We start from the raw sequence: 24450 nt of genomic DNA on the forward strand, positions 1-24450 counted from the left end.
TTACTTTCGGTACCCACGTGTCGCCTTTGAGTCCGAAAGGTAGGGGCTACAGCAGACCAAGCACCAGTCCAGCCCCGCCCCTCAGAGTCTGGCAATTAATCCAGGTTCTCGCCAATCCAATTCAAAACATCAGTGTCATGGGTCTTGGTTTTAACTTTGTCGATAATATGGCGAAGGCGCCCACTCTTATCGATAATAAAAGTTGTTCGCAGAAGCCCCATGTACTCCTTACCCATAAATTTCTTCAAGCCCCAGCAGCCATATTTATCAGCAATCTTGTGTTCTTCATCAGACAGCAAATCAAAATTCAGTTCGTGCTTGTCGATAAAGCGCTGCAACTTTGCTTCTGGATCCGGGCTCACCCCCAACACAACAGTATTGGCTTTTTTAAATTCAGCCGCACTATCGCGAATCCCACATGCCTGAGTGGTACAACCGGGGGTAAGTGCTTTCGGGTAAAAGTAGAGGACGACATTACTTTTGTCACGAAAATCCTTAAGTGACACTTTCTCGCCACTTTGGTTGGTCAGCGTAAAAGCCGGAGCCAAATTATCGATCTTCGGAAAAGCCATCTGATATCCCCTGTGGAACAGTTAAGAGTAAAGCGGGGATTATAGCGAAAAGAAACAAACGAGACGCCAGTTCTATAGAGAAATCAGAACTGCTGCAGACGAAACTCTTTCTCTTTCCTGGCACAAATGCCAAAACGACCTAACTTCTGCACCAGCTCCGCCTTTTCAGCTTCGGTGAGGAACTCCCCGACTTCAAGGCACCCCTCAGGACCACTAAAGTTTACCGAAGCCATTTCGGTAGCACTGCTCCCCATCCTTACGAGTACTGCCAACTTATCGCGAGCGAACTCCCGGTGATACACCGTTTGCTGCCTGAACCCCTTACAGCAATCCAGAATTACCAACTCCTCATTGATGCGTATTACTTCTCTGCGGGTCCCTTCGAGGTACACGTAGGTAAACAGGATGCCCAGCAGGATCATTTCAAGCCCGGCAAAGGGAAGAATCATCCAGGCTCCCGCCATCGCAAAAGCGAGGCTGATTCCAAGGGATACCCCAACCAGGGAGAAAAACACCCATAGATTGCCGGAGAGGGACAGGGACTGGTTAGGCTGCAGCAGGATACAGGCGCAACGGGCGGTGTTGCGGCCAACTTCAGTGACCATAGCAGGGACATCCGGCAGATATATAAAATCAGTGTAGTGCCGATGGCGGCAGCTCACACGAAGATACTGACCGGGAAAGTTTCCTGGTCCGGGCCGGGGTTTACAAAATTCAGGCATAAAAAAACCCACACCTCAGTGTGGGTTTTTGGGAGAGGCCTGCGGCCAAGGCCTGGGACCTGTCACTCCCTATTACGGCAGCAGGTGTGCTACTGCATCACGCTCTTCCGCCAGCTCCTGCTCGGTAGCAGACATTTTCTCGCGGGAGAAGTCGTTGATGTCGACGCCTTGAACAATTTCCCAGTCGCCATCTTTGCAAGTGCAAGGGAAAGAGTAAATCAGGCCTTCCTGAATACCGTAAGAACCATCGCTGAATACAGCCATGCTGGTCCAGTCACCTTCAGCGGTACCCAGAGCCCAATCGCGCATATGGTCGATGGCAGCGTTGGCAGCGGAAGCCGCAGAGGAAGCACCACGCGCCTTGATGATAGCTGCACCGCGCTGTTGAACAGTCGGGATGAAGTCGTTTTCGTACCATTCCTGCTCCACTTTATCCATGGCTGCAGCACCGGAAACCTTCACTTGGTGCAGGTCTGGGTACTGAGTGGAAGAGTGGTTGCCCCAAATGGTCATATGGGTGATGTCGTTAACGCTGGAATCAGTTTTGTTTGCCAGCTGAGACAGAGCGCGGTTGTGATCCAGACGGGTCATCGCGGTGAAGTTACGCGGGTCCAGGTCTGGCGCATTGCGCTGAGCGATCAGGGCATTGGTGTTAGCCGGGTTGCCAACAACCAGTACTTTTACGTTACGAGAAGCAACGTCGTTCAGGGCTTTACCCTGTGCAGAGAAGATAGCAGCGTTAGCTTCCAGCAGGTCCTTACGCTCCATACCCGGTCCACGGGGACGCGCGCCTACCAGCAAAGCGTAATCTGCATCTTTGAACGCAACAGTAGCATCATCGGACTGAACGATACCCGCGAGCAGCGGGAAAGCGCAGTCTTCAAGCTCCATAGCAACGCCTTTCAGCGCTTCCAATGCCGGAGTGATTTCCAGCAATTGCAGAATAACCGGCTGATCTTTGCCCAGCATTTCGCCAGAGGCGATGCGGAACAGCAACGAATAGCTAATCTGACCGGCAGCGCCGGTAACAGCAACACGTACAGGTGCTTTCACGATAGTTCTCCCTCGTTTGTAAGCGGCCGCATTATAGGGCCTCGCGAGTAAATTTCATCTTACACAAGCGAAATAGCGGCTCAATTTGTATGACAAAACCTCTCAGACTGTATTGGACACTCTTTGCGAGTGTTTATGTCAGCGCCAATTCCCGGTAACGCGTCTGCAGTGCCTTGTAAACCTGATCACTGTAATCAGCAGCAGATGAGTCCAAAAGTCCGGCAATTTCCGCTAGATGTTCATTGTCTTCACGGCCCGCCCAGTTTTTTACATAACTGCCATCTCTATAGCCGTTATCCTGACGGAATCGGTTGAGTACATTTTTACCAACATATCGCTGGTACAACTCAGCAAAAGACATTTCTGCATCGGCCAATAGTTGAGCAAAGCCAGCAACATCAAACTGTTTGGTGGCCAGGGTGTTCAAGGTGAAAGACTCGAGGTTTTCACGGAAATCACCCGCCGTACGCTCGGAAACGGCAAACTCCTTCAGCATGATCTCAGCCACTTCCTGCGGAGAGCCTTTTTGCAACTCAAGGCTCAAACCGAAATGCCAGATATCCACCAATTCAAGCTTCACCTGATCCATTTCTGGAAGCTGCTTCTTCCACCACTTCCAACCGTAATGGTCTAACAACTCTGCACTTTCCACCCAAATAGCGCGGTACCAGGCAAAGTTTTGCTCACGCCAGTTTTCATTTACTACTGTATTAATCTGGTCTTGCAGAGTCAGCATGACTTGCAACTGCTGCTTCATCATAGGGGAACATCCAATAGACCCGGATCAAACTGCCCGGGGGAATAATCTGAAAAAGTTTTCTGAGGTGATTTCGGCCAGCTCTTCGTAGGGAATACCGCGTAAATCAGCGATAAATTCTGCCACTTCACGCACATAGGCCGGAATATTGGGCTTACCCCTATAGGGCACTGGAGCCAAATAAGGGGAGTCAGTCTCAACGAGCAACCGATTCAAAGGCAACTTGCGGGCGACATCCCGCAGTTCCTCGGCATTTTTAAAGGTCACGATGCCGGACAAAGAAATATAATAATTGAGATCCAGGGCAGCCTTGGCCATATCCCAGCTCTCGGTAAAACAGTGCAGAACACCTGCGGTATTGGTATTGCCGTACTCTTTAATGAGAGCGATAGTATCTTCCCGCGCATCTCTCGTATGCACAATAACCGGAAGCTCTGCCTGCCCTGCCGCTTTCAGGTGTGCAATAAAGCTCTGCTGCTGGATTTCCTGGGTGTCAGTGCTGTAGTAGTAATCCAGGCCTGTCTCCCCCAATGCAACAACATTGGGCTGGTTAGCCATTTCTACCAGTCGCTCAACATCCGCCATGCCAGAGTCGACATCCAGCGGGTGCACCCCAACGGAACAGACTACGTCCTCATGGCGGGATGCGATTTCAACAACCGCATCGGCATTTTCCAAACTGATACCGACACAGAGGAACTTGCCAACACCGCGACTGCGGGCCAGGTCCAATACAGCATCCACATCGCCATCAAATTTATCGAGCTTAAGTCTGTCCAGGTGACAGTGAGAATCAACAAGCATTAGAGAGTTACAACGTATGGGTTGGGCGGCTGGATTCTAAGGTTCCCGCCAAGTGGGTTTCAATCTTGTTTTGCGCGATATTGTCCTTATCGCCAAATTGAACTCCGATTCCGGGAGTGCGGTTGCCTTGAGCACCATTGGGGGTAATCCAGATCACTTTACCGGCAACCGGAATCTTTTCCGGCTCATCCATTAAGCTCAGAAGCAGAAAAACCTCATCGCCAAGGTTGTACGATTTATCCGTACTGATAAACAAGCCACCATTCTTTACGAAGGGCATATAGGCCGCATAGAGCACAGATTTATCCTGGATTTTCAGTGACAGGATGCCGTTGCGGGCACCGCCTCCCATGGCTTTCATGGACAACCTCAATGTTTATATTTCTAAATGATGCGCTAACTTATCTAAGCCCGCTGCCTGTGTCCAGGCAACGTCAATTACCCTACCCGACTTGTGCAAGACGCCTAAGCAAAAAGCTTCGCCCAACGAATAAATAATTCTTCCAGCAGCAAACGACGATTGGGGTTAGCTGTGCCCAGTAACCCTCTCCGCGCCTGAAGCAAATGATCGTAAAACGCAAATACTGACTGCAAGCTTTGCTCACTCGACCCCGGCAACCTCTGCAAAAGAACCATTAGCTGGGCATCTCCACTGAGATCACAACTGCGAATCTGCACCATCTGGGTTAACCAGTGCTGCCAGAAAAGCAGTAGTTGAACCAATTCAACACCCTCGACCGGTGTTTCCCAACGGCCCGCTGTAGAGACTGAACTTGCCGTACCCTGAGCTACAGCAACCAAATCTTTAAAAAACTGCTCGCGTACTTCTCTCGACTTGGGCTCGGCCAGCTCCGCCGCCAATAATGGTGCCCCGCCTGCCAGAGTTAAGACACGCTGTGCCAGCGGCTCTTCCAGTCCATTGCTGTATAGCCACTGTAGCGCCACCTCTCCAGTTGGGGGCGGAAAAGCTATAGATTGACAGCGACTTCGAATGGTTGGCAAAAGGCCTGTGGGGGCATCGGTGATCAACACAAAGATAACGGAGGGTGCCGGCTCTTCCAGGTTTTTCAACAGGGCATTGGCTGCGTTGACATTCATCGCCTCCGCCGGCGACAAACAAACCAGACGCACCCCGCCCCGCCCACTGGTGCGGGAAACAAAGTTGCCCAGCTGACGGATCTGTTCCACTTTCAGCGGGCCACCGGGCTTTTCAGGTTCAACTTGCAGGAAATCAGGATGCGAGCCAGCCATCCACAACCGACAATCCTTACACTCCCCACAGGCCTGACCTGCCCTCGGTTGTTCACATAGGGCCAACGCGGTAAAAGCAGCTGCGAATTGTCGCTTTCCCAACCCCTCCGGGCCAGTCAACAGCAAAGCGTGCGGGCAGCGACCCGCCTGCAACTGCAACCCCAACCGCTGCCATTGCTCGGAGTGCCAGGGAAGAGGTACCGGTATCGATTTATACTCAAAAGTTTCAGGCACAGACATCAGCCACAATTCTTATCATTTAAAAATAGATTCTGGGGCAAGATAGCTTAAAGCAACAGCTCCAATTGCCTGGCTAGATCCATCTGCACCTGTTCCAGAGATTGGCCGGCATCCACAACCGCGTAACGGGCAGGCGCAGCTTCAGCTCGATCGCGATAAGCCGCACGTACTCGCTGGAAGAACTCCAGGTGCTCACTCTCAAAACGATCCGCTTCCCCAGTGCGAGCGGCTCGCCGTAGCCCCACTTCCGGGTCGAGATCCAATAAAAGCACTTTATCTGGGCGCAAATCCCCTTGAACTGTCTGCTCCAACTGCTCGATCAATTGTCGATCCAGTCTGCGACCACCGCCTTGGTAGGCATAGGTAGCATCGGTGAAACGATCACAGATCACCCAATCTCCACGTTTTAAGGCGGGCAGTATAACCTGAGACAGATGTTGCGCGCGGGCGGCAAACACCATCAATAATTCCGCCGTGGGATCAACGGATTCATCCCGTTTGGCCAATAACAGCTCGCGCAGCTGTTCTGCCAATGGGGTGCCTCCCGGCTCCCGGGTTTGGATAAAGTTAATATTGTGCTTTTTGAGCCACTCGGTGATGAAGAGTAAATTGGTAGATTTCCCCACCCCCTCTACACCCTCGAGGGTGATGAACTTGCCGTGCGACACTAATTCTTTCCTTTTGCCGGACTCGAGCGGTAATCCGCGCGCCTTTTCAGCTGATACTCCCGCACCGCACGGTTGTGCTCTGTCAGAGTCGCTGAGAAATGATGAGATCCATCCCCTTTGCCAACAAAATACAAGCTCTTGCCGGGCTTCGGATTTAAAGCGGCCCGAATTGCCGCTCGCCCAGGTAGGGCAATCGGCGTAGGGGGAAGGCCATTAATAACATAAGTATTATAAGGTGTTGCCTGGCGCAGGTGTGTACGGGTCAGATTTCCATCAAAGTCCTCACCCAAGCCATAAATTACGGTGGGGTCGGTCTGCAAGCGCATACCTTTATTGAGTCTGCGCACAAAAACACCGGCTATTTCACTGCGCTCAGATGGCTGCCCTGTCTCTTTCTCGATAATTGAAGCCATGATTAAGGCTTCATAGGGCGACTTATAGGGCAGATCATCCCCTTTTGATTGCCACTCCTCATCCAGTACCTTCTGCATCCGACCATAGGCCTGACGCAACAGCTCAATATCTGTGGTACCGGACCGGTAGACGTAAGTATCCGGGAAAATCCAACCCTCGACCTCATCCTCCTTTAAACCCAAAGCCCGGGCAGCGGCACTGACATTGCTCCCCTCTTCGGACTGAACGATTCTTTCACCGGAGCGGATTTGTCGCAGGGCCTGGCGAAAGGTCCAGCCCTCTAATAGCGTAATGCGATAGCGGGTAACTTCACCGCGATTCAGGCGCGCAATCAAGTCCCGCGCGTTACTGCCAAAGGGAACTAAATACTCGCCGGAATGGATTTCTGTTGTGCCCTCCCAATAGGCATAGGCGAGAAGTATTTGCGGCCACTGGATTATCCCTTCGCCCTGCAGGCTTCGCAGCGTCCGGGACAAACTTCCGCCCTTTTCCACCTGAAGCGTAAGCCCATCTTGTGCAATCGGCAGGGGGGATTCCAAGGCTTCCTTTGCCACATATAGAGAGGCAACTGCAACCAAGCAGGCTAATACCAGCCCACCAAATAACAGCTTCAACACTCTCCAAGCGAAACTCGCTTGCTTTTTCTTCACCACAATTTATCCAATATCAGCTTCTGTAGCTTGCGGGTCTCGGCACCCACAGGCCAGTTTTTGTAACCGATTACCTCTACTACCGGTAATACACCTCGAACACTGTTGCAGAGAGCCAACTCATCGGCCTCACAGAGCTCGGAAAGCTCCATGTCTTCCTCTTGCCAGTGGATATGGCTCGAGAGCCACTGCCGCATCACACCATGAACACCACACCGGTGCAGGGATGGAGTCATCCACTTCCCACCAAATCGGGCCAGGATATTACAGCGCAGGGTTTCGATGACCCTTCCCGCCGAATCCAGCATCAATCCATCGAGAAATTGACCCACCGGCAGCTCTGCTTTTGCCGCATTATATCGGTTACGGAGTAAAGTTTTGCAGCCCTGGTTCGAATTACTACCGATCGGCAAGCTCGCCGAACAAGGGAAAAGGCTAGTGCCCACCTGCCCCTCAGCGGTTTCAATCAGCGGCCGCAGCACCAAATCCCAACATTGCTGCCCGCGCACACTGCCAACACGCAGGCGCGCAATCGCCTCAGGCCAGCGACAGCCGGCTGTCAATTTTAACGTCGACTGCTCAATTTCTCCCAGACAGGCCTCATCCAACACTCCCGAACGCTCCAGGCGAGCGCGGTGGAAAGACCAAAGCGGTAGACCTTTGTTGTGACAGCGCATTGTTTCGAGGATTCCACCCGAGTAATCAGCATCATCTGGCAACTGATCAACGGCCAGCCCCCGAAAGTACATTTGAGGTAACTGGTACATGGAGCTCCCAAGGCAGGTGTGCCCACCTCGCGGTGGGCACGGGAATCAGACTCGCTTGAATATCAGTGACCCATTGGTGCCACCGAAACCAAAGGAATTGGATAGGACTGCATTGATTGCCATCGGCTGGGCCTCTTGGGGCACCAGGTTAATACCGGCACAGGCCTCATCCGGGGAGAAGAGATTGATAGTGGGGGGCGCAACCTGGTCGCGCAATGACAATACCGAGAAAACGGCTTCAATAGCACCGGCAGCCCCCAGCAGGTGACCGGTCATCGACTTGGTAGAACTCACAGCGAGGGAGTCCGTCACCCCCGCGAATACTTTTTTAACCGCCAGGATCTCAGCTGTGTCTCCCAGCAGAGTAGAAGTACCATGAGCATTGATATACTGGATATCACTTGGGCTCATACCGGAATCTCTCAGGGCATTTTCCATTGAGAGAGCAGCGCCAGCGCCATCTTCCGGAGGAGAGGTCATGTGGTGGGCATCACCGCTCATACCAAAGCCAGCTACTTCTGCATAAATCTTGGCTCCGCGAGCGATTGCATTTTCGTACTCTTCCAAAACGAGTACCGCAGACCCTTCACCCAGTACAAAACCATCACGGTCTTTATCCCAGGGGCGGCTTGCTGATTGCGGATCATCATTGCGAGTGGACAGCGCCCTTGCCGCACAGAAACCGCCGAGCCCTACCGGGGTGGTAACCATTTCTGCACCACCACATACCATCACATCGGCATCACCGTGCTGAATCGCACGAACTCCGAGACCGATCGCATGGGTTCCTGTGGTACAGGCTGTTGTCACTGCCAGATTGGGGCCTTTGAGGCCATATTTAATCGAGAGGTTACCCGCAACCATATTAATGATGGCGCCAGGTACAAAGAAAGGTGATACACGGCGAGGGCCTTTTTCGGCAATCAGCAATGAATTATCTTCGATAGCCAAGATACCGCCCATACCAGAGCCAATACAGGTACCCACGCGCGGACCCAGCTCTTCGGTTACCTCCAGGCCGCTATCTTGCATAGCCTGAATACCGGCAACCAGTCCGTACTGCAAGAAAGTATCCATCTTGCGCGCTTCTTTTGCGGGCATGTATGGCGTGGGATCAAAATCCTTTACAGTAGCGGCGAAGCGGGTTGAAAAAGCCGAGACATCAAATGTCTCAATCGGAGCAGCACCATTAGCTCCCTGTAGTACCCCAGACCAAGTATCCTCTAGGGTGTTACCTAACGGGCTAACGACTCCCATTCCGGTTACAACAACTCTTCTTTGCGACACTGCGCTCCCCCCTGAAATTTTCTGCTACCGTCCTTCACCAATGTAGTTAAAAGAACAACATCCGGTCAGCAGTCACAATTCCGTAGTACCAATAACAAGAAAGCCGCGCTATGAAACATAGAACGGCTTTCAGAATCGCTCGGCTAGGTACAGCATATTGAGCTGCCCGTGCCTAAACTACCCAGCAGGAATTAACCAAGGTTATCCTTGATGTAATCCATTGCCAGCTGAACAGTAGTGATTTTTTCAGCTTCTTCATCGGGAATTTCAGTTTCGAATTCCTCTTCCAAAGCCATAACCAGCTCAACTGTGTCGAGTGAGTCAGCGCCCAGATCTTCAACAAAAGAGGCTTCAGGCTTAACGTCTTCTTCCTTAACGCCCAGTTGTTCAGCAACGATCTTTTTAACGCGCTCTTCAATGCTGCTCATGATTCAATTTAACTCCTAGTGGGTAAAAATCTGTTTTAGTCGCTATTGTTTTTCACCGTATCCAATGTTGTTGGTGATAACGACCGGCTCACACAGCTTTTGGATAATTCAGAGGCCATTGTACCCCAAGTTTTTCGGGATGTAATGTGCGGCCCCTCAACACCATCAGCAAAAACATAAATATCTCTAAAATCAATAAGTTAAAGAGACATTTTGAAACACAAACTACGCCATGTACATACCGCCATTGACATGAATTGTCTCGCCGGTGACATAGCCTCCCGCATCACTCGCCAGGAAGGAAACCACCGAAGCAATTTCTTCCGGCTTCCCGAGCCTCCCGAGAGGAATCTTACCCAGAAGCAACTCGCGTTGCGCTTCAGGCAAGACTTTTGTCATATCAGTATCAATAAAGCCGGGGGCTACGGTATTAACCGTGATTCCTCTGGAGCCCACCTCTGAAGCCAGGGAGCGGGCAAACCCTCCCACACCAGCTTTGGTCGCCGCATAATTGCTCTGACCGGCATTACCCATACTACCTACGACGGAGCTGATATTAATAATCCGCCCCCATCGCGCCTTGGTCATATCGCGCAGGCAAGCCTTACTCATGCGATAGACCGCGGTCAAATTCGTATTGACGACTGAATCCCACTCGTCATCCTTCATGCGCATCAACAAGTTGTCCTTGGTGATGCCAGCATTATTAACCAATATCGCAGGAGCACCAAACTCATTTTTTATCGCTGCATGAAGCTCGGAAACACTTTCCGCATTGCCCACATCCAGAACTTTACCGGCACCTGCGATACCGGCTTCTGCGAAGCGGGCGCTTATTTTTTCAGCACCGGATTCGCTGGTGGCAGTACCAATAACTGTGGCACCCATTCCACCGAGCATATCTGCAATTGCCGCACCAATACCGCGACTTGCACCTGTCACCAAGGCAACTTTACCCTCAAGGGACATCTGTAAGGTCATTCTCACTTATCCTTATTCGACTTCTGGACTACTTTTTGAGCGATTTATACCGCTGTAGCTCGCAGAGCTTCATTAAAGTTACCGGGGCTATCGATTGCGTGACAGGAAACACTTCGATCGACACGTTTGATCAGGCCAGACAAAACCTTACCCGGACCACACTCAACCATTTGCTCCACTCTGGAGCCAATAATTTTTTGTGCGCAGGCAGTCCAGCGAACCGGGCGATAAATCTGCTCGATCATCAGGGTCTTAATTTTTTCCGGGTCCGATTCAAGCTCAGCGTGGACATTGTGCACGATGGGTATTTCCGGCGCGTTAAATTCTGTCGCCTCTATTTGAGGTGTCAGCTTTTCCGCCGCGGGACGCATCAGCTCAGTGTGGAATGGAGCACTGACCGGAAGAGGCATAGCCTTCTTTGCACCGGCAGCTTTACAGGCTTCGATGGCGCGCTGCACCGCCGCGCTACTTCCCGCAATAACAATCTGGCCGGGAGAGTTGTAATTCACCGCAGCGACTATTTCGTCCTCAGCAGAAGCAGCACAAGCTTCTTCAACAGCTGCATCATCAAGACCGATGATCGCAGCCATAGCGCCCTCCCCTACGGGAACCGCCTCTTGCATCAAGCGGCCGCGCTCGCGAACCAAATGAACCGCATCTTTAAATGCCAGAACGCCAGAGCACACCAGTGCTGACCACTCGCCCAAACTGTGACCGGCCATAAATACAGGCTGGGCACCGCCGCGAGAGCGCCACATGCGATAAAGGGCAACACTGGAAGTCAGTAAGAGAGGCTGGGTACGCTGGGTGAGATTAATGGCTTCCTGCTCGCCATTCTGGCACAGGTCCCAGAGGTCATAGCCGAGCACATTGGATGCTTCGGCAAAAATGGCCTGAATTTCAGGCGCCTCTTGGGCAATCTCAGAGAGCATACCTATTTTCTGGGAACCCTGCCCCGGAAAGACAAATGCGAGTGCGGCATTGGTCATAAGATATCCTTAACCTAAATGTGGCTGATTTCAGTAAGGGAAAACTGCTTTTTACCCTTCATCCATGGAGCGTCTTTCGCCGGATTGTGCCATAGCGGCATCGACCCTGGCTGCCAGGTCAGCATCGGCACACTCCTTCGCCGTAACCATCGCCCGATAAAAAGCTTCGCTGCTGGCACCGCCGTGACTCTTGATCACGTTGCCCTTTACCCCTACAAAGCTGGCGCCATTATAGCGAGCAGGTTCCACCTGTGTACGCCATTTTCGCAACAGCTTTATGGCCAATTGGCCAAAAAAACGCTTGAAACACCCTCTTTTCTCGATTGTGAACGCTTTTTGACCCATTAGTCGAATCACACCCTCGGCAGATTTCATCGCGACATTACCCATCAGACCGTCGCAAACAACCACATCTACCGAGCCGGTAAAAATATCATGCCCCTCAACAAAGCCAACATAATTGACCCCGGGGTCCGCATCGAGCAGTTCCGCTGCACGGCGTATTTCGGCGCTACCCTTATGTGCTTCCGCCCCAATATTGAGCAGCGCCACCTTTATATCCTTCACACTCTTGCGGGCAGTATGAATCCGCTGAGCCTCAATCCCCATACGGGCGAACTGAAGCAAATCCTCAGCACTGCAATCCACATTGGCACCAAGGTCCAAAAGATAGCAGGAACCCATACCCGAAGGTACAGACTTACCGAGCGCCGGCTTCCTAACACCTTGGATATTACCGAGAATACTGCGACTCAACGCCAACAAGGCGCCGGTATTGCCGGAGGTAACTGCAGCTTGCACATCTCCCGATGCAACACTCTTCAGGGCCATCGCCATGGTTGAATCGCGCTTATGGCGAACAGCCTGCAACGGATTGCACTCTTGAGTGATGACTTGCTCGCAATGGATAATTTCGAGACGGCGGGTAACGCGGCGGCGATGGCGCTGCAGCTCTTGATGAACCAGAGCTTGAAGCTCTGCGCGCGGGCCAAATAGCTTTAGCTGCGCTTCAGGGAAGTTTTGAAGAAATCTAATACATGCCGGAACGACAGAGCGGGGACCTAAGTCCCCGCCCATTGCATCCACGGCCAATCGCAATTGGCTGGACAAAGCTTACTCTTCTTCAGAGCCGCCGCTAACTTCGATCACTTTGCGACCACGGTAGAAACCGTCTTTGGTCACGTGGTGACGACGGTGCTTTTCACCGGTAGTCGGATCGACGGAAAGGGTAGCACCTGCGCCCAGCGCATCGTGGGAACGGCGCATACCGCGACGGGAACGAGTCTTCTTGTTTTGTTGAACAGCCATTGCTAGCTCCTAAAATAAACAAATTTCGCTGGAACCGGGGCGCCTACCGGCGAGCCCAAACTCATCGGGAAACCTAGGATTTACCCGACGAACCCTTCAACTGCTCCAGCACTTTAAAGGGGTTTGCCTGTTGCTCATCCGCCTCGGCAACCTCGTCACCAAAATGAAAGCTCTCCTTGGAGACACATTCTTCCTGGTGATAAGCCACCATTGGCAAATTGAGCAAAATTTCATCTTCAAGGATCTGGTGCAAGTCCAGCTCATCGCCGTCCTGGATCACCGGGTCCAGATCTTTGGGCAGGGCCTTACCCTGCTCCTCAGTCCATACGATACCCCAGCTAAACTGTGCCTCGATCTGCTCATGGACCGGTGACAAACAGCGCTGACACAAGAGGTCAACTGCAAGTTGAACCTTGCCGCTCACCGTTTGGTGACCTTGCAAGTCTCGCTCAAACTGCAATTCAGCAGAAATCTCTCCGTGGACAGACTCAACTGCGCTACCAACCCGAGGCAGGGACTCCAACGGCAAAACACCATCGAGCAACTGCTCTCGCTGTACCAATTTCCGAGCATCAATGCTCTTTGGCAATACTGATTTAGAGGGGGCTATCGACATAAGCGCGCAATTCTATGGACTCACCTTAGCCTTGTCAAAACAAATCAGGCATTGCAGTATCGCCCGGTCACAAACCACTATTCGACCCAGCGGAAAATCCACCAGAATGCCCCACCCTCTGATACTAGCCTCCAGCTCTCCTTACCGCAGAACCCTACTACAACAGCTTGGCATCCCCTTTCAGCAGGATTCGCCCCATATAGATGAAGCACCACAGGCGGGGGAAGCGCCAGCTGCACTCGCCCTGCGCCTCGCCACAGAGAAAGCGCGCGCCCTGGCTGGCCGCCACCCGAAATCACTGATTATCGGTTCAGATCAAGTTGCCTCTTGCGACGGTCAAATACTTGGCAAGCCAGGCAGTAGGGAGCGCGCCATCGCCCAGCTGCAAGCCTGCAACGGCAAAAAAGTGATATTCCACACCGGCTTGAGCCTGCTGAATAGCGCAAGCGGAGAGCAGTTGGGCGATACGGAAACCTTCACCGTCTACTTTCGGCAGTTGAGCACAGAGCAAATTGAACGATATGTAGAGCTGGAACAACCTTACGATTGCGCCGGCTCTTTTAAGGTGGAAGGGCTAGGTATCGCCCTGTTTGAGAGGCTTGAAGGGGCAGATCTCAACACCCTGGTTGGGCTGCCACTAATCCGCCTTACCGATATGCTGAACCACTTTGGCATAGATCCATTGGGCCCGCAGGCCACCTAAAAGAGTGGCGGCCAGCGGAGCAGCTCAGAGAAGCGATCGATAACAACCTTGGGGCCACACCCCTGCAGTCGGGTTGGGCAATGAGCACCATAGCTCACCCCGATAGAGGGCATGCCGATCGCCGCCGCCATTTCCAGGTCGTATACGGTATCCCCCACCATTACCGCCTGCTCCGGACCGGCTCCGGTCTCATGCAGCAACTCATTCAGCATCAGCGGGTCAGGCTTGGAAGCGGTCTCATCCGCACAACGACTGGCGGCAAACAAGTGGCCGAGGCCGTGCTCCTCAAATTCCCGATTGAGCCCCTGCCGACTCTTCCCAGTCGCTACCGCCAACTGGTGACCACCGCACAGCAACTGGTCCAGGGTATCCAGGACTCCCTCAAATAACGGCAGGGGTTCAACCCGGGCCGCCATCCACTCATCAAAGTAAAGTTGGCGCAACGTGAGCTTTTCCTCACTGGCAGCCTCCGGAAACAGAGAGGATATCGCTTCCGGCAGACCAAGCCCGATAATGTTGCTAACCGCTTCCGGGGCAAGCACCGGCAAACCGGCCCTATCTGCTGCCCGCAACATACAATCGACGATACGCGCCTCAGAATTACAAACCGTCCCGTCCCAATCGAGGATTACCAACATAACAAAAGAACGCCCTACTCTTCCCTTAATCTATTCAGCACTGCACTCAGCTCCACAGGGAGTGGAGCCTCCACCTCAACCTTGGAGCCATCTGGCAAAGAGCAGCGCACTGAAGCCGAGTGCAAGAAGAGACGCTTCAGACCGCGACCGCGAAATTCACGATTGACTTCGTCCGAGGTGTACTTGTTGTCGCCCGCCAGAGGACAACCAACAAACTGTGCATGAACTCGAATTTGGTGTGTTCGCCCGGTGACCGGCTCTGCGGAAAGCAGAGTCGCCGCCTTAAATCTCTCAATCAACTTAAAGCGAGTCTCTGAAGGCTTGCCCTCAGGGTGCACTGACACCATTCTCTCGCCGCTTTTCAAAGTGTTCTTGCGCAAAGGTGCCTCAACAACGCGGCGACCTCGGGGCCACTTGCCCACCGCCAATGCCTGATACGATTTACCGATCTTTCCCGCCCGCAACTCCGACTGAACATGCTGCAATACCGCGCGCTTGCGGGCCACCATGATGGCGCCACTGGTATCCCGGTCCAGGCGGTGCACCAACTCAATAAACGGGCTTTGCGGAAACATCTGGCGCAAAACTTCAATCAGGCCCAATCTGACACCGCTGCCGCCATGGACCGCAAGGCCCGACGGTTTATTGATCACCATAAGCCCGTGCTTGTCATAAAGTATGGACTCTTGGATCAGCTGGCGCAGAGATTCACCAGCGAGAGGGGTCTCAGCCTGCTCGGCAACACGAATTGGCGGCACTCGCACCACATCGCCCGCCTTTAACTTGTATTCAGCCTTTATTCGTCCTTTATTTACTCTTACCTCACCCTTACGCAGGATTCGGTATATACGTGAACGCGGCACACCCTTGAGGCGCGCCTGGAGGAAATTGTCGATCCTCTGTCCCGCCAGCTCTTCAGGTACAGTTAAAAGCTGCACGCCGCCAGATGGATTCGAGGTCTTTGATGGGGTCTCGGCCGGAGCCTTCTTAGGGTGGGGTATACTTCGCATGACGCGCATCATAGCGTTGCCAGGGATACAATTGAAGCACCTCCCTGCCCATGCTATATTCGGCCGGCCTGAATTCGGCGTATTTTCGGTCAAAGGCGACTTCCCACATGAAGAGATAGCCGTGACCCCAACGAAAATACCCCATTCGGTCGGTGCGCGGGGATGCCGCGTCATTGATAAAACTTAGCCGTTGAGATGTCCCCCAATTACCAGAACCAGAGGGGAGCTCACCGGCAACAACAGCCCGCGGTTATGCGGGTAATTATCGCGAAGGTAAGACGGGCCGTGACCCGCAGCGCTTGAAAGGACGACTCAAACTTGCGTCCGGTTTTGCAGAATACGACGAGCCAGCAACCGAACTGGCAACCAGGGCAGCACAGCTTCCGCAAGCCTGGTAAAAAAATTAAGAAGAATGGGTATCAGCCAAAAGCTGAACTGCAGAACCTCTGATGATTGACGCAAACCTTGCCGCCCAGCATGAAACAAACCAAGGGGCGGCGCCCAACCCTGCTGCAGAAGCCTGCAGCATAGGTACAGGGCAGTACTAACAAAAGGTATTAAAGGTACCAACGGATAGCACAATAACAGCGCGTATCCGGAGTTTTTGCAGAGCGAATAATAGGCAAATGCCAGTCTCAACAAGCCGCATAGATCCATGGCGCGGTAGAGCTGGCATACCTTATTTTCCCTGCCCTGCCTGGTGGTCCTCTCCACCGGACAGCCAACAAGCAAGCCTGTGAGTAGCGGTGTCACGCCTTTGCGCAACGCAAGGAAAACGACACGCATGAAAAGAATGCTAATCAACGCAACCCAACCTGAAGAGTTGCGTGTTGCCCTGGTCGACGGCCAGTGGCTCTATGATTTAGATATTGAGAACCGAACCCGCCAGCAGAAAAAAGCGAACATCTACAAAGGTAAGATTACCCGTGTAGAACCCTCCCTCGAAGCTGCATTCGTCGACTACGGCGAAGAGCGCCACGGGTTCCTCCCCCTGAAAGAAATCTCTCGCGAGTACTTCCTCAAGCAGCCCAAAGACATCGAAGGCCGCATCAAAATCAAAGATGTTGTCAAAGAAGGCATGGAAGTTATTGTCCAGGTGGACAAAGAAGAGCGCGGCAACAAAGGCGCTGCCCTCACCACCTTTGTCAGCCTCGCCGGCCGCTACTTGGTGTTAATGCCCAACAATCCTCGTGCCGGCGGTATCTCCCGCCGCATTGAAGGTGATGAGCGCTCCGAACTCCGCGATGCATTGGCCAGTGTAGATGTCCCCTCAGGCATGGGCATCATCGTGCGTACCGCCGGCGTTGGCCGCAGCGGTGACGAACTGCAATGGGACCTCAACTACCTGCTGCAACTTTGGAATGCCATCAAGGAAGAAGCTGATACCTCCAAAGCGCCCCACTTCCTGTTCCAGGAAAGCAACGTCATTATCCGCGCCATCCGCGACTACATGCGCGATGATATCGGCGAAGTTATTGTCGACGACAAAGGCGCCTTTGAGCTGGCCGCAGAGTTTGCCCGCCAGGTAATGCCCCACTACGCCAATAAGGTGAAGTACTACGAAGACGCCATTCCGCTGTTCAATCGCTATCAAATTGAAAGCCAGATTGAGACAGCGTTCGAGCGCGAAGTGAAGCTCCCCTCCGGAGGCTCCATCGTTATCGATGTGACCGAGGCTCTGGTGTCTATCGATATCAACTCCTCCCGCGCAACCAAGGGCGGCGATATCGAAGAGACCGCGCGCAATATCAACCTGGAAGCCGCCGATGAAATCGCTCGCCAACTGCGCCTGCGCGATATGGGCGGACTGGTTGTAATCGACTTTATCGACATGCAGAGCAAGTCCAACCAGCGCGAAGTTGAAAAGCGCATGGAGAAGGCCCTCAGCATGGACCGCGCCCGCGTTCAGGTTGGCCGCATCTCCCGCTTCGGACTTTTGGAAATGTCCCGCCAGCGCCTGCGCCCATCCCTGGGTGAAACCACCTTCCGCGTCTGCCCCCGCTGTAGCGGTCAAGGCACTATTCGCGGCACCAAATCTCTGGCTCTCTCCATTCTCCGCCTGGTAGAAGAGGAAGCGAAGAAAGAGCGCAGCGCCGAAATCCGCGCAATCACTCCGGTGAATGTCGCGACCTACCTGCTGAACGAAAAACGCAAAACGATCTCCCAGATCGAGTCCCGCAATTCCACTCGCGTAGTAGTTGTGCCCAGCGCAGAAATGGAAACGCCGCACTTTGAAGTTCAGCGCCTGCGTGACGATGACACTGCCACCCTGGAAACCTCCTACAAGATTTCTGGCACTGCCGAAGAGACAGTGACCAAGAAAGAGGAAAAGCCACAGCGTCCAGCTCCAGTGCAAGCGGCCGTGCAGCAAATTGCCCACACCGCTCCAGCACCCACTCCGGAGAAAAAGGAAGAGCCTGGACTCTTCAGCCGATTGATTAGCGCTATCGCCTCCTTCTTCACCGCAGAAGAGGAAGAGCCGAAGAAGCATCAAAAGTCCAAAGGCCGTGGCAAGGACTACCAGCAGCGCAACCGCAATCGCAACCAGCGCGGAAATCGCAACAACCGCAGTGGCCGCCCCGCACGCCGCAAGGATGATCGCCGCGAAGACAATAAACGCGACGACCAACGCGAAGATAAGCGCAGCGCCAAGCTGGACGAGCATGACAGCGCCTCCGATCGCCAGGGTGAAGGTCAGCGCAGACGTCGCCGTCGCCGCAACGACAACCGCCGCAGCGACAACCGCACTCAAACTGCTGAAACCCAAAATACCGTTGATACCAACGAACAAGCCGGAGACGCTTCCGATCAGCAACGCCCAGCACGTCGCCCGAGCAATGTGCGCGGCCGCCCTCAGGCGCGCCGTCGAGGCGGACGCCGCAGTGAGAACACCGCAGCAACCGCGGTAGCTCACAGCCAGGAAGAGCTGAATCGCGAAGTTCACGAAGCCATCGACGAAGCTGAAAGCGAAGCCCGCAAGACCAAGGAAGTCGCAAAAGAGACTCGTACCGAGGCGCCCAAGCCCAAGGCGAAAGACTCTCACAAGGCTCAGAGAGCTCCCAAGCAAGCAGCTCAGCCCGCCATTACAATGCCGGTGCGAACTGCTCACGAGGAAAAATCTGAAGCACGAGAGACCCAGAAGCCTGCAGCTCAACCGCAAAGCGCCCCGCAGGCAGCCAAAGCAGCCGCCTCCGAGCAGCAACAGCAGCCTACTCAGCCCAAGCCCAAAGCTACCCCGGTAGAAAAAGCAGCTGCGCCAGCTGCCGAGCCGGCCAAGCCTGTAGAGCAAGCGCCAGAACAAAAAGCCACCACGGCAAAAGTTCCGGCTGCCCCCAAAGCTGAAACCACTCCTGCCAAGCCAGAAGTAGAAGCAGCAGAGGAAATCGTGCTTGAAGAAGCACAAGCTGCAGCTGAAGCTTTACAGGAACAGGCAGGCACCAGCGAGCCGGAAGCTCAGGAAGAAATTGTTGCCGCCGAGCAGGCAGCTTCCGAAGAGGAACCGACCGCACCCAGCCAGGGACGCGCAGTAAATGATCCGCGCATCAACCCCAAACCACTGGGTGAATTCTCAATTGTTACTGAGCGCCGTGAAGCGGGCTCCCAGCAGCCTCTGGATACCGCGCAGCCGGCAGCGATTGAGCACAATCCACGCGCCCTCGCCCGCCCGGCCAACGACCCGCGTATCAGCCGCAAGGCCGTGGAAGTTGATGCCAACGCAGATATCGATCGCGACTCTGCAGAAGCGAGCTAAGCGATAGCTGCCAAGCCGCCCCAGCCAATGGCCGGGGCGGCCTTATCAACCTGACAGCAAGCCTTGAGCTGGTCAATAAATCACCTAACTTATTGAACTATATAAAAAAAATCAAAATGGCGCTTGTACATCCCGAGAAGCTATGTATAATGCGCAGCACAATTTGGTGGGGTGGCTGAGTGGTCGAAAGCGGCGGTCTTGAAAACCGTTGACTGTAACAGGTCCCAGGGTTCGAATCCCTGCCCCACCGCCATTATTCATACAGAAAGCCCTGATTTTTCAGGGCTTTTTTGTTTCTGCCTTTTATGGTCCCCACTCAGTCCTCCACTTGTCTTTTTGCTGGCCCGTAACGTTCCAGACGAAGCAAACTCTAAACGCACCAAACGCAGCAGCGCACCAACGTCTTTACCGCCCGCCCTTTCACGTGAACACCAGATCGATTTAGCTCTTTTGCAGGCTCCACAACCGCTCGACCCTCAACCTTACAAAGACCTCATACGCTTACGCAGCAGCTAGACCGTAATCTCTGGTAGCTGGTCCCACTGAGTCGTATAGGCTGGCGATCGATGCTCCTGCCTCATCTTCCACTTCTTGTCGATACCTTCAGCCCCCAGAAACAAGGTGCCCCGGCCAAACCGTTGATTGATCTGGTCCATGGCCTGCATGGTCTCATCTGATCGTATTGGCTGGCCCGTGGTGAACATGTCGCCCTGGCCCAGTGAGCGGGGGATAAGCTCTACCAGCCCTACCCCCGCTTTCAGGAATCTATGTCCCTGCAGGAACAGCTCTGTAATGGCGCGCTTTACCAGCTGCACTATCAGCCGTGTGTCATCCGTGGGGTATGGGCTTTGTACCACGGTGCTGCGGCTGTAGTAGAGCGGCTCATGGGGTGAGGTATGCAGGAAGACATGGATAGACTTTACCAGGGAGTCCTGGGCCCGCAGCTTCTCCGCCGCCCTGCTCGCGTACAAGGTAACGGCCTGCAGTATCGGCTGCAGATCGGTGAGCTTTTCGCCGAATGAGCGTGTGCAATAGATCTGTTTCTTGGCCGGTGGCTGCTCTTCCAGGCTTAAGCAACTAATGCCATTTAGCTCTTCTATCGTGCGCTCAATATTTACATTCGTATGGCTGCGTAGAATTTTCGGGTTGGCTTGTGCCAAGTCATAGGCTGTCTTGATACCCAGGTGCCCAAGTCGCCTTGAAAGGCGCCTGCCTACACCCCACACATCACCCACTTCAGTGCGTCGCTGCAGCCATTGCCACTTTGCGGGGGAGTCCAAGACGCAGACGCCCTGACATTTGGGGATCTTCTTGGCAACTCTATTTGCCAGCTTGGCCAGGGTTTTACTGGGAGCAATGCCAACGCCCACCGGCATGCGAACATCCCGCCAGAGGGTTTGCCTTATTTGCTGGCCGTAATCCAGTAGACACTCTTGCAACCCATGCAGATCCAGAAACATCTCATCGATGCTATAGACTTCAACCTCTGGACTGTACTGCTTCAGCGTTATCATTACCCGGTGGGAAATATCGCCGTACAGGGCGTAGTTACTCGAGAAGATCTTTACCCCGTGCTTTCGCAATAGATGCTCAATCTTGAAGAACGGCTGCAAGTCGGGAATACCTAACACTTTGGCTTCTTTCGAGCGAGCCACCACGCAACCATCATTATTGGAAAGGACTACCACCGGGAGCCCGCGCAGGTCGGGGCGGAATATCTGTTCGCAGCTGGCATAGCAGCTGTTGCAATCAACCAGTGCCAACATCAGCAGGACCGGTGGTACCGCACGGAAGCCTTGACCACTCCCTCAACAATCAATTCCTGCCCCTCCCAAATGGGAATCGGTGCGTATTTGTCATTGGCTGATAGCAGGCGGCCCTGTTGGCGGTCGAGCACCTTGCACGTTAACTGCCCATCCAGGGCAACCACCACCACATCTCCGTGGATTGGTGTTAATGATCGGTCGACTACCAGCAGGTCCCGGTCAAAGATGCCGAGGTTCTGCATAGAGTCGCCGTTGGCGCGGGCGAGGAATGTCGCCGCCGGGCTGGTTATCAGGTGTTGATCCAGGCTCAGTGCCGCTTCTTTGTGGTCATCCGCTGGCGAAGGAAAGCCGCAGCTAACGCCACTGCCGTATAGAGGGGAAAGTTTCATGTGTTCTAGCAATATACTGTATCTTTATACAGTGTATTAGCGAGCACCCACTAAAGACAAGTAGCCAGTGTGACTCCAGGGCCTCACAGGTACTTTTGTACTCAAGCCATCTCGGCGCCGCCACCTCCTTTTGACTCAACCGAATAGATAACACCTTGGATAATGGTGCTCACTTCCTCACCTATCAGCTTTAATACGGCATCCATTCCCGCCAAATCGGGGCAGCCTGTTACCCACTCCAGGGCCACACACAGATTTGTGACCCTCTGTAATTGATCCATTTGCGCTTTCATAGGCATGCTCAGCTCCTTGTAACTGCTAGTCCTATCTCAATCTTGTGTCACCTAACACCGGTTATCTTTATTGCCTTGTGACGACAAGTCGCCAAACGCACCTCGATATTTGAGGCCGGATCACTAGGCGATCTCCTGAGCAACGTACGGAAACGGGAGAGGATGATGATTGCACAGCCGGCAAGACAGCTGGGGCTTGCGTCATCTCAAATTTCGAAAATGGAAACGGGCGTACAAAGAGTTCCGGCGGACCTGCTGCCGGTATGGTGTGAGGCGGTTGGGATTACTTTGGCGGAGGTGTACGGGGTGGAGAACCTGCACCACTTTGCACAGATTCCATTCCCGCCTTTTATTGCTCGACTTTATTCGCAACTACCGGAGAATTTTCGCAAGCATATTCATCCGGTCATTGAGAGTAGATACCAACTCTGGAAGAGGTTGGGATAACGAGGGTGTAGAAAAACTCAGCCCTCTTTTCGTATTGTGCTTCTACGTGAAAAATAGCCTACTCATCAGTGAAAGCTAGATCAGAATTCACGTAGAATCACCATTTATGGTTAATATTTGATCACATCTAAGACAGCAAAGACATAAATTAGTTTTTCTACAGCCTGAACGCTCCCAACAGCGGCTGAGCGTAGCGAGGTCCAGCCCCGGAGAGTCGATGCCACTTGGCCTTGTTAACCAATTTTACGCTCCAATTCTGACCGAAGGGCTTTAAACAACACTTCAATCTCATTACGCTCAAAACCCAAGATAGAATGGAACTTAGTTACGTTTAGCGCAGAAGCTCCGTACAAGATTTCACCGAATGAACTATTTATGGCTAATGCACACTCATATGAGCACTCCGATATACTTTGTGGCCAAGCGGCGCTTATCGATTCCAGCGTTTCTTTCTCAAAGCCAAACAAAGTCGGACATTCCGAGCCCCACTTTTCGATCCAGTATTCAAATGCTGCCGCAATAATCGTATTTTCTCTCTCAGAAATCATGCTTCATCTTTTTGGTTAACGCCTTGCTCAGCCGTCACCGGAATAGAGCCGCATTGTGCTAGCTTAGCGTACAGTACAAAGCGAGTGGAGTGTAGGCAGGGCTGTCCCATATAAATCGGTGTAAAAACGAACAAAATAGACCTAGAATAGCTATCTTTTTTGATAAATAGAGTGTTTTTCAGACAAAATGGATAGCGTAAGCCTTTTACATCACTTTGACGACATGGAAGATCCTCGAGTTGATCGGCACAAGCTGCACGCCCTGCCCGATATTTTACTTATCATGTTTTGCGGTGTTATTTGTGGTGCTGAAAGCTGTAGAGATTTTGTCGATTTCGCAGAATCTAAAATAGATTACCTAAAACGATTCACCCCGCTAAATAGCGGAATACCCTCAAAAAACACTTTTAGCCGTGTTATTTCAAGCTTAGACCCCGAACAATTTAAGCGCTGCTTTCTGCAGTGGGTCCAAGGTATTCAGCAAGAACTCGGTAACGTAATTGCGATCGATGGCAAGGCGCTAAGGCGCAGCTTCGATCAGGCCAGCAAGCGATCTCCTATACATATGGTGAGTGCTTTTGCGTCCGAGGCGCGACTTGTCCTTGCTCAGCAAAAAGTAGAAGAAAAGTCGAATGAGATTACGGCCATACCGAAGTTACTGGAGGTTCTTGATCTTAATGGTGCGATTATTACGCTTGACGCCATGGGCTGCCAGAAAACGATCACCCAGAAAATTATCGAACGAGGCGGCGATTATGTGATTGCTGTGAAGGGCAATCAGGACAAACTGCACCAGCAAATTACCACGCATTTTAATAATTTGTTCGATATGCAGTACCACAAGGATGTCGATACTGATTGTGTGGAAGAGGTGAGCCGAGGCCGAATAGAATCCAGAAAATGTCTCTCTACTAACAGTATTGATTGGCTCGGAGGTAAAGAGCAATGGCACGGTCTAAGAAGTGTTATCGCAGTCCAGGCGAAGCGAACTGTAGATGGGCGAACTAGTTGCGAAACGCGCTACTATATCAGTAGTTTAGAGCCGTGCTCAGCAGAACTTAATCATATTATTCGCTCTCACTGGGGTGTTGAAAACTCGTTACACTGGATTTTAGATGTGGTTTTTCGTGAGGATGATAGTCGCTTCAGATCAGGAAATGCACCAGAAAACATGGCGATCTTGAGGCATTCGGCACTCAATCAGTTGCAAGCGGCAAAGCCCAGCTTTAAAAAAGACATGAGCATTAAAAGGCTTCGGAAAAAGGCTGGCTGGGATAATGAAACCTTGGACAAGATAATTACAGCCACCATTTAGACTGATTTATATGGGACAGCCCTGGGAGTGTAGGTGGTCGAATGCAGCAATTTGTTATGTGTTTCACAGGCATATATTACCTA

General features: G+C 52.7%; 27 protein-coding genes and 1 tRNA gene. 5 read left to right on the top strand and 23 right to left on the bottom strand.

Features of this window, described 5'->3' with window-relative positions; translation table 11 throughout:
• Positions 1-95 precede the first annotated feature (95 nt).
• The 17 genes from bcp to ACJJI8_RS19475 all read right to left on the bottom strand — a co-directional run bounded on the left by bcp (position 96) and on the right by ACJJI8_RS19475 (position 13507).
• A complete protein-coding gene (gene bcp, locus ACJJI8_RS19395; RefSeq protein ID WP_444933424.1) occupies positions 96-572 on the bottom strand; it encodes a thioredoxin-dependent thiol peroxidase in 477 nt (158 codons plus the stop codon).
• An 83-nt stretch (positions 573-655) separates the two neighbouring features.
• Complete coding sequence (locus ACJJI8_RS19400; protein ID WP_413662277.1) at positions 656-1294, bottom strand: DUF2244 domain-containing protein; 639 nt, start codon at positions 1292-1294, stop codon at positions 656-658.
• Between the two features lie 72 nt (positions 1295-1366).
• The gene (locus tag ACJJI8_RS19405) at positions 1367-2347 is read right to left on the bottom strand and encodes a malate dehydrogenase (protein WP_282932481.1); all 981 of its coding nucleotides are present in this window, start codon (positions 2345-2347) and stop codon (positions 1367-1369) included.
• Between the two features lie 133 nt (positions 2348-2480).
• Positions 2481-3104, bottom strand: coding sequence for a dUTP diphosphatase (locus tag ACJJI8_RS19410; RefSeq protein ID WP_444935178.1), 624 nt, complete (start codon positions 3102-3104; stop codon positions 2481-2483).
• Between the two features lie 27 nt (positions 3105-3131).
• The gene (locus ACJJI8_RS19415; RefSeq protein ID WP_444933425.1) at positions 3132-3908 is read right to left on the bottom strand and encodes a TatD family hydrolase; all 777 of its coding nucleotides are present in this window, start codon (positions 3906-3908) and stop codon (positions 3132-3134) included.
• Between the two features lie 7 nt (positions 3909-3915).
• Entirely contained in the window at positions 3916-4269 is a 354-nt protein-coding gene (locus ACJJI8_RS19420) for a PilZ domain-containing protein (protein ID WP_413662279.1), read from the bottom strand.
• Positions 4270-4373: 104 nt separating this feature from the next.
• On the bottom strand, positions 4374-5399 hold the full coding sequence (locus ACJJI8_RS19425) for a DNA polymerase III subunit delta' (protein WP_444933426.1): 1026 nt from the start codon (positions 5397-5399) through the stop codon (positions 4374-4376).
• Positions 5400-5446: 47 nt separating this feature from the next.
• Positions 5447-6067 carry a dTMP kinase gene (gene tmk, locus ACJJI8_RS19430; protein ID WP_444933427.1) on the bottom strand — a complete coding sequence of 207 codons (621 nt, stop codon included), beginning with the start codon at positions 6065-6067 and terminating at the stop codon, positions 5447-5449.
• Positions 6067-7131 carry an endolytic transglycosylase MltG gene (mltG, locus tag ACJJI8_RS19435; RefSeq protein WP_444933428.1) on the bottom strand — a complete coding sequence of 355 codons (1065 nt, stop codon included), beginning with the start codon at positions 7129-7131 and terminating at the stop codon, positions 6067-6069. Before mltG ends, tmk begins: the two co-directional genes overlap by 1 nt.
• A complete protein-coding gene (locus ACJJI8_RS19440; protein ID WP_444933429.1) occupies positions 7128-7898 on the bottom strand; it encodes an aminotransferase class IV in 771 nt (256 codons plus the stop codon). Before ACJJI8_RS19440 ends, mltG begins: the two co-directional genes overlap by 4 nt.
• A 45-nt stretch (positions 7899-7943) precedes the next feature.
• Entirely contained in the window at positions 7944-9185 is a 1242-nt protein-coding gene (fabF, locus tag ACJJI8_RS19445) for a beta-ketoacyl-ACP synthase II (protein ID WP_413662282.1), read from the bottom strand.
• A gap of 191 nt (positions 9186-9376) precedes the next feature.
• Complete coding sequence (gene acpP / locus ACJJI8_RS19450; RefSeq protein WP_020415205.1) at positions 9377-9613, bottom strand: acyl carrier protein; 237 nt, start codon at positions 9611-9613, stop codon at positions 9377-9379.
• A gap of 225 nt (positions 9614-9838) precedes the next feature.
• A complete protein-coding gene (fabG, locus tag ACJJI8_RS19455) occupies positions 9839-10582 on the bottom strand; it encodes a 3-oxoacyl-ACP reductase FabG (RefSeq protein WP_444935179.1) in 744 nt (247 codons plus the stop codon).
• A gap of 56 nt (positions 10583-10638) precedes the next feature.
• Positions 10639-11583: an ACP S-malonyltransferase gene (gene fabD / locus ACJJI8_RS19460; RefSeq protein WP_444933430.1), complete on the bottom strand. Its 945-nt coding sequence runs from the start codon at positions 11581-11583 to the stop codon at positions 10639-10641.
• A gap of 51 nt (positions 11584-11634) precedes the next feature.
• Entirely contained in the window at positions 11635-12693 is a 1059-nt protein-coding gene (gene plsX / locus ACJJI8_RS19465; RefSeq protein ID WP_282932473.1) for a phosphate acyltransferase PlsX, read from the bottom strand.
• A gap of 3 nt (positions 12694-12696) precedes the next feature.
• Positions 12697-12891: a 50S ribosomal protein L32 gene (gene rpmF, locus ACJJI8_RS19470; RefSeq protein ID WP_108733564.1), complete on the bottom strand. Its 195-nt coding sequence runs from the start codon at positions 12889-12891 to the stop codon at positions 12697-12699.
• 73 nt (positions 12892-12964) lie between these two features.
• Entirely contained in the window at positions 12965-13507 is a 543-nt protein-coding gene (locus ACJJI8_RS19475) for a YceD family protein (protein WP_444896972.1), read from the bottom strand.
• 106 nt (positions 13508-13613) lie between these two features.
• Between ACJJI8_RS19475 and ACJJI8_RS19480 the strand changes: the two genes are divergently transcribed.
• Entirely contained in the window at positions 13614-14210 is a 597-nt protein-coding gene (locus ACJJI8_RS19480; protein ID WP_444914007.1) for a Maf family protein, read from the top strand.
• Here the strand turns inward: ACJJI8_RS19480 and ACJJI8_RS19485 are convergent.
• Entirely contained in the window at positions 14207-14848 is a 642-nt protein-coding gene (locus ACJJI8_RS19485) for an HAD-IA family hydrolase (protein ID WP_444933431.1), read from the bottom strand. The genes ACJJI8_RS19480 and ACJJI8_RS19485 overlap by 4 nt on opposite strands.
• 14 nt (positions 14849-14862) lie before the next feature.
• Entirely contained in the window at positions 14863-15858 is a 996-nt protein-coding gene (rluC, locus tag ACJJI8_RS19490; RefSeq protein WP_444933432.1) for a 23S rRNA pseudouridine(955/2504/2580) synthase RluC, read from the bottom strand.
• Between the two features lie 784 nt (positions 15859-16642).
• On the opposite strand from rluC, the gene ACJJI8_RS19495 reads away from it, so the two are divergent.
• Together ACJJI8_RS19495 and ACJJI8_RS19500 are read left to right on the top strand one after the other, a co-directional pair.
• Positions 16643-19609 carry an Rne/Rng family ribonuclease gene (locus ACJJI8_RS19495; RefSeq protein WP_444933433.1) on the top strand — a complete coding sequence of 989 codons (2967 nt, stop codon included), beginning with the start codon at positions 16643-16645 and terminating at the stop codon, positions 19607-19609.
• A gap of 165 nt (positions 19610-19774) precedes the next feature.
• A tRNA-Ser gene (locus ACJJI8_RS19500) sits at positions 19775-19862 on the top strand.
• A gap of 259 nt (positions 19863-20121) precedes the next feature.
• Here the strand turns inward: ACJJI8_RS19500 and ACJJI8_RS19505 are convergent.
• From ACJJI8_RS19505 to ACJJI8_RS19515, 3 genes are all read right to left on the bottom strand, one after another.
• Complete coding sequence (locus tag ACJJI8_RS19505; RefSeq protein WP_444933434.1) at positions 20122-21375, bottom strand: Y-family DNA polymerase; 1254 nt, start codon at positions 21373-21375, stop codon at positions 20122-20124.
• On the bottom strand, positions 21375-21764 hold the full coding sequence (locus ACJJI8_RS19510; protein WP_444908054.1) for a LexA family protein: 390 nt from the start codon (positions 21762-21764) through the stop codon (positions 21375-21377). The genes ACJJI8_RS19505 and ACJJI8_RS19510 overlap by 1 nt, the downstream gene beginning before the upstream one ends.
• 101 nt (positions 21765-21865) lie before the next feature.
• On the bottom strand, positions 21866-22063 hold the full coding sequence (locus ACJJI8_RS19515; RefSeq protein WP_444933435.1) for a hypothetical protein: 198 nt from the start codon (positions 22061-22063) through the stop codon (positions 21866-21868).
• 156 nt (positions 22064-22219) lie between these two features.
• Between ACJJI8_RS19515 and ACJJI8_RS19520 the strand changes: the two genes are divergently transcribed.
• Complete coding sequence (locus ACJJI8_RS19520) at positions 22220-22504, top strand: helix-turn-helix domain-containing protein (protein WP_444933436.1); 285 nt, start codon at positions 22220-22222, stop codon at positions 22502-22504.
• A 233-nt stretch (positions 22505-22737) separates the two neighbouring features.
• Here the strand turns inward: ACJJI8_RS19520 and ACJJI8_RS19525 are convergent, their stop codons facing one another.
• Complete coding sequence (locus ACJJI8_RS19525) at positions 22738-23052, bottom strand: hypothetical protein (RefSeq protein ID WP_444914013.1); 315 nt, start codon at positions 23050-23052, stop codon at positions 22738-22740.
• A 187-nt stretch (positions 23053-23239) separates the two neighbouring features.
• On the opposite strand from ACJJI8_RS19525, the gene ACJJI8_RS19530 reads away from it, so the two are divergent.
• Entirely contained in the window at positions 23240-24367 is a 1128-nt protein-coding gene (locus tag ACJJI8_RS19530; protein ID WP_444932648.1) for an ISAs1 family transposase, read from the top strand.
• The last annotated feature ends 83 nt before the right edge of the window (positions 24368-24450 follow it).

The organism is Microbulbifer maximicatervae (SeqCode) (assembly GCF_052467695.1).

What these genes read in the sequence shown, in the direction of transcription:
- ACJJI8_RS19420 (WP_413662279.1), bottom strand. Translation starts at nt 4,269, where the DNA reads ATGAAAGCCATGGGAGGCGGTGCCCGCAACGGCATCCTGTCACTGAAA.
- fabG (WP_444935179.1), bottom strand. Translation starts at nt 10,582, where the DNA reads ATGTCCCTTGAGGGTAAAGTTGCCTTGGTGACAGGTGCAAGTCGCGGT.
- ACJJI8_RS19425 (WP_444933426.1), bottom strand. Translation starts at nt 5,399, where the DNA reads ATGTCTGTGCCTGAAACTTTTGAGTATAAATCGATACCGGTACCTCTT.
- ACJJI8_RS19485 (WP_444933431.1), bottom strand. Translation starts at nt 14,848, where the DNA reads ATGTTGGTAATCCTCGATTGGGACGGGACGGTTTGTAATTCTGAGGCG.
- ACJJI8_RS19515 (WP_444933435.1), bottom strand. Translation starts at nt 22,063, where the DNA reads ATGCCTATGAAAGCGCAAATGGATCAATTACAGAGGGTCACAAATCTG.
- ACJJI8_RS19475 (WP_444896972.1), bottom strand. Translation starts at nt 13,507, where the DNA reads ATGTCGATAGCCCCCTCTAAATCAGTATTGCCAAAGAGCATTGATGCT.
- ACJJI8_RS19440 (WP_444933429.1), bottom strand. Translation starts at nt 7,898, where the DNA reads ATGTACCAGTTACCTCAAATGTACTTTCGGGGGCTGGCCGTTGATCAG.
- ACJJI8_RS19520 (WP_444933436.1), top strand. Translation starts at nt 22,220, where the DNA reads ATGATGATTGCACAGCCGGCAAGACAGCTGGGGCTTGCGTCATCTCAA.
- ACJJI8_RS19525 (WP_444914013.1), bottom strand. Translation starts at nt 23,052, where the DNA reads ATGATTTCTGAGAGAGAAAATACGATTATTGCGGCAGCATTTGAATAC.
- ACJJI8_RS19415 (WP_444933425.1), bottom strand. Translation starts at nt 3,908, where the DNA reads ATGCTTGTTGATTCTCACTGTCACCTGGACAGACTTAAGCTCGATAAA.
- acpP (WP_020415205.1), bottom strand. Translation starts at nt 9,613, where the DNA reads ATGAGCAGCATTGAAGAGCGCGTTAAAAAGATCGTTGCTGAACAACTG.
- fabD (WP_444933430.1), bottom strand. Translation starts at nt 11,583, where the DNA reads ATGACCAATGCCGCACTCGCATTTGTCTTTCCGGGGCAGGGTTCCCAG.
- ACJJI8_RS19505 (WP_444933434.1), bottom strand. Translation starts at nt 21,375, where the DNA reads ATGTTGGCACTGGTTGATTGCAACAGCTGCTATGCCAGCTGCGAACAG.
- rpmF (WP_108733564.1), bottom strand. Translation starts at nt 12,891, where the DNA reads ATGGCTGTTCAACAAAACAAGAAGACTCGTTCCCGTCGCGGTATGCGC.
- ACJJI8_RS19480 (WP_444914007.1), top strand. Translation starts at nt 13,614, where the DNA reads ATGCCCCACCCTCTGATACTAGCCTCCAGCTCTCCTTACCGCAGAACC.
- ACJJI8_RS19510 (WP_444908054.1), bottom strand. Translation starts at nt 21,764, where the DNA reads ATGAAACTTTCCCCTCTATACGGCAGTGGCGTTAGCTGCGGCTTTCCT.
- ACJJI8_RS19530 (WP_444932648.1), top strand. Translation starts at nt 23,240, where the DNA reads ATGGATAGCGTAAGCCTTTTACATCACTTTGACGACATGGAAGATCCT.
- ACJJI8_RS19400 (WP_413662277.1), bottom strand. Translation starts at nt 1,294, where the DNA reads ATGCCTGAATTTTGTAAACCCCGGCCCGGACCAGGAAACTTTCCCGGT.
- ACJJI8_RS19495 (WP_444933433.1), top strand. Translation starts at nt 16,643, where the DNA reads ATGAAAAGAATGCTAATCAACGCAACCCAACCTGAAGAGTTGCGTGTT.
- rluC (WP_444933432.1), bottom strand. Translation starts at nt 15,858, where the DNA reads ATGCGAAGTATACCCCACCCTAAGAAGGCTCCGGCCGAGACCCCATCA.
- bcp (WP_444933424.1), bottom strand. Translation starts at nt 572, where the DNA reads ATGGCTTTTCCGAAGATCGATAATTTGGCTCCGGCTTTTACGCTGACC.
- ACJJI8_RS19410 (WP_444935178.1), bottom strand. Translation starts at nt 3,104, where the DNA reads ATGAAGCAGCAGTTGCAAGTCATGCTGACTCTGCAAGACCAGATTAAT.